The 11,647-nt window shown below is 67.6% G+C and carries 10 protein-coding genes; 4 read left to right on the forward strand and 6 right to left on the reverse strand.

The genetic code is table 11. The annotated features are described in order from the left end of the window. Positions 1-10: 10 nt before the first annotated feature. Genes M1K48_RS04360 through M1K48_RS04375 form a run of 4 tightly spaced genes read right to left on the reverse strand, consistent with a single transcriptional unit; the run spans position 11 to position 5,110 of the window. Positions 11-676, reverse strand: a complete 666-nt coding sequence (locus M1K48_RS04360) for an NnrU family protein (RefSeq protein ID WP_249504645.1) — start codon at positions 674-676, stop codon at positions 11-13. Beyond that, on the reverse strand, positions 673-2,067 hold the full coding sequence (locus M1K48_RS04365) for an amidohydrolase family protein (protein WP_249504646.1): 1,395 nt from the start codon (positions 2,065-2,067) through the stop codon (positions 673-675). The genes M1K48_RS04360 and M1K48_RS04365 overlap by 4 nt, the downstream gene beginning before the upstream one ends. Further along, complete coding sequence (locus M1K48_RS04370; protein WP_249504647.1) at positions 2,064-3,455, reverse strand: amidohydrolase; 1,392 nt, start codon at positions 3,453-3,455, stop codon at positions 2,064-2,066. Before M1K48_RS04370 ends, M1K48_RS04365 begins: the two co-directional genes overlap by 4 nt. 5 nt (positions 3,456-3,460) lie before the next feature. Further along, the gene (locus tag M1K48_RS04375) at positions 3,461-5,110 is read right to left on the reverse strand and encodes a peptide MFS transporter (RefSeq protein WP_249504648.1); all 1,650 of its coding nucleotides are present in this window, start codon (positions 5,108-5,110) and stop codon (positions 3,461-3,463) included. 124 nt (positions 5,111-5,234) lie between these two features. On the opposite strand from M1K48_RS04375, the gene M1K48_RS04380 reads away from it, so the two are divergent. Further along, positions 5,235-5,822, forward strand: a complete 588-nt coding sequence (locus M1K48_RS04380; protein WP_249504649.1) for a nitroreductase family protein — start codon at positions 5,235-5,237, stop codon at positions 5,820-5,822. Positions 5,823-5,860: 38 nt separating this feature from the next. Continuing rightward, complete coding sequence (locus M1K48_RS04385; protein ID WP_249504650.1) at positions 5,861-6,214, forward strand: GntR family transcriptional regulator; 354 nt, start codon at positions 5,861-5,863, stop codon at positions 6,212-6,214. An 89-nt stretch (positions 6,215-6,303) separates the two neighbouring features. On the opposite strand, the gene M1K48_RS04390 is transcribed toward M1K48_RS04385, so the two are convergent. Then, positions 6,304-7,980: an acyl-CoA dehydrogenase gene (locus M1K48_RS04390; RefSeq protein WP_406697147.1), complete on the reverse strand. Its 1,677-nt coding sequence runs from the start codon at positions 7,978-7,980 to the stop codon at positions 6,304-6,306. Between the two features lie 49 nt (positions 7,981-8,029). On the opposite strand from M1K48_RS04390, the gene M1K48_RS04395 reads away from it, so the two are divergent. Beyond that, a complete protein-coding gene (locus M1K48_RS04395) occupies positions 8,030-8,956 on the forward strand; it encodes an L-threonylcarbamoyladenylate synthase (RefSeq protein WP_249504652.1) in 927 nt (308 codons plus the stop codon). Here M1K48_RS04395 and M1K48_RS04400 read toward each other — a convergent pair. Continuing rightward, a complete protein-coding gene (locus M1K48_RS04400; protein WP_249504653.1) occupies positions 8,953-10,680 on the reverse strand; it encodes a putative bifunctional diguanylate cyclase/phosphodiesterase in 1,728 nt (575 codons plus the stop codon). The genes M1K48_RS04395 and M1K48_RS04400 overlap by 4 nt on opposite strands. Before the next feature lie 140 nt (positions 10,681-10,820). Between M1K48_RS04400 and M1K48_RS04405 the strand changes: the two genes are divergently transcribed. Beyond that, positions 10,821-11,645 (forward strand): class I SAM-dependent methyltransferase, encoded by an 825-nt coding sequence (locus tag M1K48_RS04405; RefSeq protein WP_406697150.1) that lies wholly within the window; start codon positions 10,821-10,823, stop codon positions 11,643-11,645. Positions 11,646-11,647: the final 2 nt, after the last annotated feature.

The raw sequence follows: 11,647 nt of genomic DNA on the forward strand, positions 1-11,647 counted from the left end.
TAGCGCGGGGTCAGCGCAAGGCCCATACCCCTACCGGCAATGGATGAAGCCAGGTCGCGAGGAGGAAGATGGCGGTGCCGCCGAGGAAGGCTGGCCAGCCGGGAAGCGCGAAGCCCTTGCCGAACGGCAGGTAGCTGGTCTTCGCCACCCACTCGGCCCACGCCTCCCCCAGATGCTTGCGTTTCTTGACGTCCTGCCCGGCCGCTCCAACCAGCGCCATCACCAGCACAGTCGCGGCGACCACCACCGCCGAGCGCTCGGCATGCACCAGCAAGTGACTCACCGCCCACAAGGCGAACGACCACATCATCGGGTGGCGGGTGATTCGCATCACGCCGATCGGCTCGCCAATCACCACTTCGCTGCCGGGGCCGAAGGTGACCATCGCCGGATTGCGAACGAACGACCCGGCCAGCAGGATGCCCGCCATCCAGGTCAGGACCGCGGAAAGCGGCCAGGCAAATGCCGGCGGCTGCCACAGCCAGTCTTCCGGCCCCGCGCCCTTCCGGGCCCAGATCATTCCGCCAAAGGTCGCCAGCGCGACTAGGGAATAGAGCCCCTGGAACGCCTTGCCGCCCAGCCGCCTCGCCAGCGGCTGGCGGAGGGGGTGGGAGAAGAGGAGGTGGGTCGCGACGAAGGCTGAGCCGAAGGCAGCAGTCAGCGCGACCGCACTCACCGCCGGTAGGCTTCGGGCAGGACGCCGCGATCGAGGGTGCGGTAGCGATCGCGCAGCTTGGTCTGGCGGGTTTCCAGCGGCTGCTGCACCCCGTCGATATAGACCGCTTCGGCCGCGCTCAGATGGTCGAGCGGGTCGCCCGACCAGATGACGAGGTCGCCGCGCCGGCCGGGCCTGAGGCTTCCGACGTCGCCGCCAAGCCCCATCGCTTCGGCCGGGGCCGAGGTGATGGCGGCAAGAGCCTCACCCCACGACAGCCCGGACGCGCCCGGCAGGCGCGACAGGCCGACGAGGTTGCCGGCATACCAGCGCGCCCGGAACGCCATCCGCTGCTCGTCGTCATTGATGGTGCCGATCGACACCTTGACCCCAGCGGCGCGCATCCGGCCGATGTTGCTGTGGGTCGAACCGAGGCTCTCGAAACTGTTAGGAAGCGAGGTCAGCGCCGAGGCGATCACCGGGATGCCCGAGGCGGCAAGTTCGCTCGCCACGGTCCAGCCTTCATCGGCGCCGACGATCGCCAGCCGCATGCGCGGAAATTCCCGCTTGAGCGCGATCACCTGGCGAAGGTCGGAGGCCCGCTCGGCATGGACAAGCAGCAATTGCCGGCCCTGGACCACCGGGACCAGTGCCACCGCATCGAACCGGGTCAGCAGCACGTCCTGATTGCGCCGCGCCTCGTAGGTGCGATTTTCGTTGGGGTTGGCGACGACCGGATCCTCGCGCGGATCCTCGCTGCTCCGGCCGCTCTCGCTGCGACCACCGGCGGTGCCGCCGGCAACCTGCCGCGCTTCGCGCAACGCGTTGCGCAGGAGGGCGTGGGCCGAGGCCCGGCTTCCGCCCGATGTCTCGGCGCCCTGCTCGCCGAGCTCCACATATTGGAACAGGCGGCCACGCGTGACCGGCTGCCCATCGGCACCGGTGTCGATCAGCGCGCCCTGGCCGGCAAAGATGCTCTTGCCGGTACTCGGCGCGACGATGGCGCGGGTGACGCCTTCGGCTCGATTGATCGCGACCGGGGCGGCGTTGGGGTTGATCGCCGGAGCGATGTCCAGCGCGGCGCTGAACGGTCCGTCAGAGCTCTGGTCATTGGCACCCGCCACCGCATCGACGTCGGCGAGGCCAAGGCGGGAGAAGCCGGCGATGATGCCGGGCGTTACCCACTTGCCGGCGGCGTTCACCACCTGCGCCCCGGCGGGGACTGCAACGCCCTGCCCGGCCGCGACGACCCGCCCGTCGCGGATCACCACGGTGCCGCTCTGGATCGGCGCCGAACCGTCACCCAGGGCAACGGTGCCGCCGGTGATGGCAATCGTCTGCGCAGAGGCCGGAGCGGCGAGCGCCACGACCGCAGCGGTGGCAGCCAGCAGCTGCAGTGAGCGGCGGATCACTTCACGTCTCCTTCGCCCGGCTGGCCAAGCTCGAAGTCGCTGACCGGCCGAATCCGCGGGTTGTTGGCGTCGTACATCAGCGCCCCGTCGATCCACACCCGTTCGGGCCGGGTGTAGGTGCTGAACGGATTGCCGTTCCACAAGACCACGTCGGCATTCTTTCCGGGCTTGAGGCTTCCGGTCTGGTCGAAGATGCCCATCGCCTTGGCCGGATTCATGGACAGCCACTTCCAGGCATATTCCTCGGTGATCGGAAGGCCCGCACGGCGGCCCGCCGCCATCGCCTTGGCCGCTTCCTGGTTGAGGCGCTGGATACCGTTGGCGTCGTCCGAGTGGACGATCGCACAGGCCCCGGCGCGGTCGACGAAGGCGATATTCTCGCGGATCGCGTCATAGGCTTCCATCTTGAAGCCGTACCAGTCGGCCCACATCGCCGAGCAGATGCCTTCGCGAGCGAGAATGTCGGCGATCTTGTAGCTCTCCACCGCGTGGTGGAAGGTGCCGATCCTGTATCCGGCCTCCTTGGAGAGGTCGATCATGTTCGCCATTTCGTCGGCGCGGTAGCAATGGTTGTGGACGAGGATCTTGCCCTCGAGCACGCCCTTCAGCGTGTCCATCGCAAGGTCCTGCTCGGGGACGTCGCCGCCCTCGGCCTCATACTTGTCCCACTTGCGCTTGTAGGCCTTGGCGTTGATCCAGGTCTGGCGGGTGACGGCGATGTTGCCCATGCGGGTCGCCGGTCCGCCCTTTTCGCCATAGACCCGCTTGGGGTTCTCTCCGCAGGCCATCTTGAGGCCGTAGGGTGCGCCCGGGAACTTCATGCCTTGCATGGTCCGCGCCGGCACATTCTTGAGCGTGACCGAGCGGCCGCCGAACAGGTTGGCCGAACCGGGCAGGATCTGCAGCGCGGTGACGCCGCCATTGGCCAGCGCCCGGCTGAAGCCCGGGTCGTTGGGCCATACGCTATGCTCGGCCCACACCTCGGGCCGGGAGGGACCGGTAGCCTCGTTGCCGTCCTCGTGCGCCTCGACCGAGGGGGAGGGATAGTCGCCAAGGTGGCTGTGGACGTCGATGATTCCGGGGGTGACATACTTGCCGGCCCCGTCGATCACCTGCGCCCCGGCCGGGGCGGCGACGGTCTGCCCGACCGCCTGGATCTTGCCATCGGCCAGGAACACCTGCCCGTTGTTGATCCGCCCGCCTTCGCCATCGAGGATGGTGACGCCGGTGATGACAATCGGTGCGCCCGGATAAGGCTGGTAGGTCGAAGGGAAGGGATCGGACGCGATCCGGATCCTTTCCCCATCATCCTTGTCCGCCGCACCGGTGGTGGCGCAGCCGGCCAGCGCCAGCGCCGCCAGCGACGCCCCGATCAGCCCCCTGGTCATCTGCGTCAGGCCTTTCGCGGCGAGTTGGGAATGGTCTCGTCCTGCGGGAACATGCCCGCATCCTGGCCGCGATCGCCGCCCATTTCGGCACGGCCGGCAAGGTCGTCGTCCTGGCCCAGCGTATCGAGGTGCATCCAGCGCTTCACGATCGGCGAGATCGCAAGCACCGCGACGCCCGCGCCTATCGCGATCCAGCCGAACAGCTGGTAGACGTCGAGCAGGCCCTGCTTGGTGATGTCGCCGTCGTGGCCGCCGGTCGCCTCGCCGATCTTGCCCGCGACGAAATTGCCCACCGCGGTCATGTAGAACCAGGCGCCCATGATCAGGCTGGCAAGGAACTTCGGCGCCAGCCGGTTCATCGCGCTGAGGCCCACCGGCGAGAGGCAGAGCTCGGCGGTGGTGGCGAAGAAATAGTAGGCGAAGACAAGGATCACCGGGGTCATCACGGCAATGCCCCACGCCTCGGCGCCCCACACGAGGACGAGGTTGGCGAGGCCCATCTGCGCCAGCGCCAGGCCGAATTTGGCGGGTGCCGACGGTTCGGCGCGACGCTTGCCGAGGAAGACCCACAGGCCGGCGAAGATCGGCGCGAGGATCATGATGAGGATCGGGTTGATCGACTGGAAGATCGACGCGGGAACCCCGCCGCGATCGACGAACTTGTCGGTGAACAGGCTCATCGAGCCGCCCGCCTGCTCGAACAGGCCCCAGAACAACGGATTGAGGCTGATCAGGAACAGGATGGCGAACATCCGCTCGCGCGGCTCCTTGGGCAGCTTGAAGCTCTCGTACAGCACGTAACCGAGCAGCGAGACGCCGGCCACGACCAGCAGGCCCTGGATGACGTCCTGATACTGGACCAGCGCCCAGCACACCGCGACGGCGAGGAAGCCAATACCGTAGATCGTGAATTCGGCGTTCCTGCTGAGCGGACGCGGGGCTTCTCCGGCACCGTTCAGCGCCTTCTTGCCGAGCACGAAGACGACCAGGCCGAGGAGCATTCCGAGACCGGCAAGTCCGAAGCCGTAGCCCCAGCCGATGGTCTCGCCGAGATAGCCGACGAGGATTGTGCCGATCGCGGCCCCGACGTTGATGCCCATGTAGAACACCGTGTAGGCGCCGTCGCGGCGGACATCGGTCAGCTTGTAGAGCTGGCCCACCATCACCGAGATGTTGGCCTTGAGGAAGCCCGAGCCGACGATGATAAAGGCGAGCGCGGCCCAGAACACGTTGATGGTGGGATCATTCTGCCCGCCGACACCCTCGACCGCCATCAGGCTGTGACCGGCGGCAAGCAGCAGGCCGCCGAACAGGACCGCCTTGCGCTGACCGAGATAGCGATCGGCGAGATAGCCGCCGAGCACCGGGGTGATGTAAACGAGGCTGGTGTAGGCGCCGTAGATCAGCGTCGCCTTGCCGTCGCTGAACAGCCAGTGCTTGGTCAGGTAGAAGATCAGCAGCGCGCGCATGCCGTAGTAGGAGAAACGCTCCCACATTTCGGCGAAGAACAGCATGTACAGGCCCTTGGGGTGACCCGCGAATTCAGGCTCCTTCTGAATGGCGACCTTGGCGCCGGTCGCAAGGAAGAGAGCCAGAACAACGACGGCGATCGCGGTGATCCAATCGCTTTCCTGCCACAAACCCATAGGCTTCATAGAATAATCCCGTGCTTGGACCGGACGGGCCGGCCCTTGAAAAGTGGCCGCACCTTACGCAGCAAATCCCTGTTGCCAAGCGCATTGTGACAGGCGGGCGGGCGCCCTATGTCTCGCCCGCCCCATGTTCAACGATCTTTCCACGCCCCTCGCCTATCTCGCCAGCCGCCGTTCGGGACGGCCCCGCGACATGGTCGGCCCGGGCCCCGGCAGCGCCGAACTCGACTCCATCCTCGCGCTCGCCATGCGCACGCCGGACCATGGCAAGCTGTTCCCGTGGCGCTTCGTGGTGGTCGGTTCCGACCAGCGTGACGAGCTTGCCGCGCTGCTGTCCCGGGCGCTGGACCAGAACGACCCGGGTGCCGGCGCCGCCCACCGCCAGAAGGCGGACGAGTTCGCCCACAACGGCGAAGCCTTGGTGGTGCTGCTGTCCGCCCCGGTCATTCCGCACAAGATCCCGGTGTGGGAACAGGAATTGTCGGTCGGCGCGGCGGCGATGAACCTGCTTCATGCGATCCACGCCCATGGCTATGTCGGAAGCTGGCTGACCGGCTGGGCGACCTACGATCCTGTGGTCGAGGAGGCCTTCCGCCTTGCCGCGAGCGAGCGCATCGCCGGTTTCTTCTTCATCGGCTCGCCCGGCCGCCCGCTCGAGGAACGGCCCCGGCCCGATCCGCAGGCCGTCGTTCGCCGCTGGTCGCCGCCACTCTGACGGTTGCAATTGCTTGCGCCGCACCGTATTACCACAGCATGACGCTCCGCGCTCGCACCGATACCAAGCCTGTTTACGTCCGCCTTCGCGATATCATCGCCGAGGCGATCCTGTCCGGCCAGTTCAGCGATGGTGATCCGCTTCCTTCGGTCCGCGCGTTCGCGGCCGAACAGGGCGCCAACCCTCTGACTGTCGCCAAGGCCTATCAGGGTTTCCAGGACGAGGGGTTGATCGTGGTTCGCCGCGGGGTCGGCATGTTCGTCGCGGCAGGAGCGCGCGAACGCCTTTCCACCAGCGAGCGCGACCAGTTTATCCGCAAGGAATGGCCCGCCGTACGCGCGCGGATGGAACAGCTTGGGATCGACCCGGCGGAGCTGCTCGAGCGCAGCTGACTCAAAGCCTCGTTGGTGCTGAGCGAAGTCGAAGCACGCCCGCGCCAGCGCCCTTCGACGTCGCTCAGGGCGAACGATACCTCTTTGGTCTAAGCCAACGCTTCGGCCTCGACGCTGTACAGCAACTTCGCCCCGGCTTCGGCTCCAGCCGCCAGCCCCAGGGCTTCGGGCACCACCACCGCCAGGAAATAGCCCGCCGCCGCTCGCTTGGTGCGCAGGAATGGCGTGTCGCCGCTCGCCGCACGCGCCTGCCGCTCGAGCAGCCAGCCGGCGGTCAGGACCGAACACATTGTAAGGAACGGATAGCTGCCCGCCAGCCGGTCGTCCTGCTCGGCCGCGCGCAGGGTGGTGGCAACCACTTCCACCGCGTCGGCCAGCGCGACCAGCGCCGGATCCTCGATCTCGGCCCGGATGTCAGCGATCAGCCCGTCGAACGCCAGCCCGCCATCGAGGCCGAGCTTGCGCCCGACCAGATCGGCGGCCTGGATCCCGTTGGTGCCCTCGTAGATCGGCGCGATCCGGGCGTCGCGCAGGTACTGCGCCGCGCCGGTTTCCTCGACGAAGCCCATCCCGCCGTGGACCTGGATGCCGATGCTGGCGACTTCGACGCCGATGTCGGTGCCCCATGCCTTGACCAGCGGCGTTAGCACGTCGCCGCGCATCGCCGCCGCCTTGTCGCCGCGGTGGCCGCGATCGATCTGGCCGAAGGCGTAATAGGCCAGCGCCCGCGCGCCGGTGGTCAGCGCCTTCATCCGAAGCAGCATGCGGCGGACATCGGGATGCTCGTGGATCGCCACGGCGTCACGGCTCGCCGCGCCGGCGCGCGCCGACTGCACCCGCCCGAGTGCATAGGCCACCGCGCGCTGGGTTGCCGCCTCGGCGATGCCGACGCCCTGCAGCCCGACGTTGAGCCTGGCATTGTTCATCATCGTGAACATCGCCCGCATGCCGCCATTTTCCGGCCCGATCAGCCAGCCGGTCGCGCCGCCGCCATCCCCGAACGCCATGGTGCAGGTCGGCGAGGCGTGGATGCCGAGCTTGTGCTCGATCGAGGCGCAGCGAAGGTCGTTGCGGCTTCCGTCCGGCAGCACCTTGGGCACCAGGAACAGCGAAATACCGCGGGTGCCGGCTGGCGCGTCGGGCGTGCGGGCGAGCACTAGGTGGATGATGTTGTCGGCGAGATCATGCTCGCCATAGGTGATGTAGATTTTGGACCCGGTGATCGCGTAGCTGCCGTCGCCGTTGGGCACCGCTTTGGTCCGCAGCGCGCCGACGTCGGAGCCCGCCTGCGGCTCGGTCAGGTTCATCGTCGCCGGCCATTCGCCCGACACGATCCTGGGCAGATAATCGCGCTTTTGGCTCTCCGAGCCATGCGCCCCGATCGCCTCGATCGCACCCATCGTCAGCATCGGACACAAGGCAAAGGCGAGGTTGGCGGCGTTCAGATCCTCCATCACCGCCGCGCCGAGGCTGAGGGGCAAGCCCTGCCCGCCCGCTTCCTCCGGCGCGCTAATCGTGCCCCAGCCGCCCTCGACGAACTGGCGATAAGCTTCGTGGAACCCCTTGGGCATGGCAACGCCCTCGGGCGACCATTTGGCGCCCACGGTGTCTCCGATGCGGTTCAGCGGCTCGACCTCGCCCTCGGCATATTGCGCCGCGCCCTCCAGCAGCGCGTCGACGATATCCGCGTCGTTGGTGAGCTCGTGAATGCCGACCACATGCTCCAGCACGAAACGCTGTTCTTCGACGGGGCAGCGAAGCGGCATATCAGTCATTCCCTTGTGAAGCCTTGGCCTTTGCCATAGCGGCGGCGGCATGGCGGGCAAGAGCACCGAGATACGGCCATTCGGGCCCGAGGCCATCGCCGCCGCCGCCGCGCTGATCCGTGACGGACAGCCGGTCGCGGTGCCGACCGAGACGGTCTACGGTCTCGCCGCCGATGCCACGAACGCCCGCGCCGTCGCCCGCATCTACGAGGCCAAGGGCCGGCCGAGCTTCAACCCGTTGATCGTCCACATCCCCAATCTCGCTTCGGCGACACGCCTCGGCACATTCAGCTCCGAAGCCCGCGCCCTGGCAGAGCAGCATTGGCCGGGACCCCTTACCGTGGTCGTGCCGCTTGCACCTGACAGTCCCGTCGCAAGCCTGGTCACCGCCGGCTTGCCGACTATCGCGCTTCGAGTCCCCGCTCATCCGGCGATGCGCGCCTTGCTCGACGCTAGCGGCCGCCCGCTCGCGGCGCCGAGCGCCAATGCCAGCGGACGGATCAGTCCGACCCGCGCGGATCACGTCCTTGCCTCGCTTAGCGGGCGTATCGCGCTGGTGATCGATGGCGGTTCGTCCGCGCATGGCCTCGAAAGCACCATCGTCGCCTTCACCGGCGGTCTGCCGCGGTTACTGCGCCCAGGGCCCGTCGAGGTCCCGCAAGCGCTCGCGCCCAGTTCGTCGCAGATTGAAGCCCCCGGCATGCTCGCCAGCCATTATGCGCCGGCCAAACCGCTCCGGCTGAACGCGACCGAACGAGCGTCGAATGAATGGCTGATCGGTTTCGGCAATATTGAGGGCGACGCCAGCCTCAGTCCATCAGGCGACCTCGGCGAAGCGGCCGCCCGGCTGTTCGACCTTCTGCATCAGGCCGACGCTGGCTCGCAGGCTGCCATCGCCGTTGCACCTGTCCCTGACATCGGCATTGGCCGGGCGATCAACGACCGCCTCGCCCGCGCCGCGGCGCCGCGTCCCTAGGCGGCCCGGCGGTTCGACCGCAGCCGGCTGCGCCAGAACGGCAGCGCTTCGTCTTCGCCCACCGGCCGCGCAAAGAAGAACCCCTGCCCCGATACGCAACCGAGCGCCGCCAGCGTCGTCGCCAGCTCGCGGCTCTCCACGCCCTCGGCAGTGGTCGACATACCCAGCGCCTCGGCGAGGCTCAGAACCGCGCGGACGATCGCGACGCTGTCGGGATCAATCATCATGCCGCTGACGAAGCTGCGATCGATTTTGAGCACGTCGATCGGCAGTCGCTGGAGGTAGGCAAGGCTCGAGTATCCCGTGCCGAAATCGTCCATTGCGACCCGTGCATCCAGCGCCTTCAGCGCGTCGAACACGCGGGTCGCGCGGCGCGGGTCTTGCACGATGGCGCTTTCGGTCAACTCCAAGGTCAGCCGGTCGCCGGTCAGGCCGCTGTTGCGAAGCGCGCCGCCAACCATCGCGGTGATGTCGTCGCGCGCGACCTGGATGGCGGACAGGTTGACCGCGACGCTGACCGGCAGGACCTGCCCCGCTTCGGCGTCCCACCCGGCAAGGGTCGAGGTCGCCTTGTCCATCGCCCACCGGCCGAGATGAAGGATCAGCCCGCTTTCTTCCGCCACGGGAATGAATTCGGTCGGGCTGATCTCCCCGCGGTCGGGATGGTGCCAGCGGGCCAGCGCCTCGAAGCCCGACACTTCGCCGGTCTTGAGGTTGATCAGCGGCTGGTACGACATGCTCAGCTGGTCGTTTTCCAGCGCCCGGCGAAGTTCGGTCTCGATCGAGAAGCGGCGCCGTGCAAGGCTCGCTTCCTTGGGCTCATAGACTTCGGGCCGGCCGCTGGCCTTGGCCTGCTTGACCGCGAATTGCGCGCTCCGGAACAGCTCCTCGGCGTCCTGATCGGGGCCCATCAGGGCGAGACCGATCGCGCAGTCGACCTTGATTTCCAATTCGCTCAGCCGGAACGGCGCATGCATCGCGTCCAGGATTCGGGTCGCGGCCTTGAGCGCGTCGCCGGTCCCGCGTCGAAGCGCGACCACGATGCCGAACTCGTTGCCCCCGGTGCGGGCAAGACTGTCCCCCGCCCGCAGGGCAGAGATCAGGCGCCGTGCGAAGGTGATCAGAAGTTCGTCGCCGGCCAGGCTGCCCATGCTTTCGTTGATTCGGCTGAAGCGCAGCATGTCGACCACCAGCACAGCATGGCCCACGCCCTCACCGCCCGCGCCGCGCCCGGCCGCCTCGACCACCTCGGTAAAGGCCAGGCGATTGGGCAGGCCGGTCAGGCTGTCCCGCAGCATTTCGGCGCGCAGGGTTCGCTCGGCCTGCACTTCGGCGGTGCGGTCGACCACCGACAATAGCGCCCGCCGGATCTCGCCCGCACTCGGTAGCGGCGCCAGCTTCAGAGAATAAAATCGTGCCGCAACACCCGATCCGTCGCGCATTTCGAGGTCGGATGTCGCTTTTTCGCCGCCCGCGAACCACGCCGCGAGATAGCTCGAAACGAGGCCATCGCCCCCCAGGCATTGCTCGCTCAGCCCGTCGAGCGACCCCGCGGTGGAGATGGCGACCGCTTCCTCGAACCGGCCATTATGAGCGGAAATCCGCAATTCTCCGCCGTCGCATTCGATGATTGCGGCCGGGATCGGCAAGGCGTCGAGAAGCAGTCCGCCATCTGCCCACAGGGCAGGTGTTCGCTGAAGCGCGCTGCGGGGGGAGGCCGGCATGGCCCAAGCCTATGGCAGCAAAGGCGTTAAACATCTGTTTCCCCGCCCGTCCCTGACGGGCTTTTGGCCGGGACGCTTGCGGCGGCACTCCAAGGCGGCAAGAAGGGCGCCAGCCCTATTCATTCCGGAGACCCGAAGTCATGCTCAAACCCCTCCTGCTCGCGGCCGGCGTCGCCCTGGTCGCCAGTGCAGCGACCGCCATGCAGAGCCGTGCCCCGGCCCTTCCCGCCGCCGAGAAGCGCGCGCTCGCCGCCGCTGTCGCCAACCCTGCGCGGAGCGAGGCCAACCGTGCCCGTGACCGATACCGCAATCCCGCCGCGACACTCGCCTTCTTCGGCGTGCGCCCGCGGCAGACCGTGGTCGAGCTGTTCCCCGGCGGCGGCTGGTACAGCGAGATTTTGGCGCCGTACGTCCTGAACGGCGGCGGCACCTACTATGTCGCCGCGCCGAACGACCGCGGCCTCGGCGGGTTCAAACGCCTGGTCGAAAAGGACGCAGCCACCTACGGCCGCGCCCGCCAAGTCATCTTCCCGGTGCGCGAAGCGGGCCAGACCGGCGTGCCGGCCGGCAGCGCCGACGTCGTGCTGACGTTCCGCAACGTCCACAATTGGGCGATGGGCGACCAGCCCTACGCCGACCTCGCCTTCAAGCAGATTTACGCCATGCTGAAGCCGGGCGGCGTGCTCGGGATCGAGGACCATCGCCTGCCCGAAGCTGCCAGCAGCGAGCGCGAGAAGAATAGCGGCTACCTCAAGGTCTCGACCGTCCGCCGCCTCGCCGAGCAGGCCGGCTTCCGCTATGCCGGGTCAAGCGAGATCAACGCCAATCGCAAGGACACCGCCAACTGGCCCGACGGCGTGTGGACCCTGCCCCCGACCCTTGCCCTCAAGGACAAGGATCGCGCCAAATATCTTGCTATCGGCGAAAGCGACCGGATGACCCTGCGCTTCGTCAAGCCGCGCTGAGG

Source organism: Sphingomonas glaciei (assembly GCF_023380025.1).
Classification (GTDB): domain Bacteria; phylum Pseudomonadota; class Alphaproteobacteria; order Sphingomonadales; family Sphingomonadaceae; genus Sphingomicrobium; species Sphingomicrobium glaciei.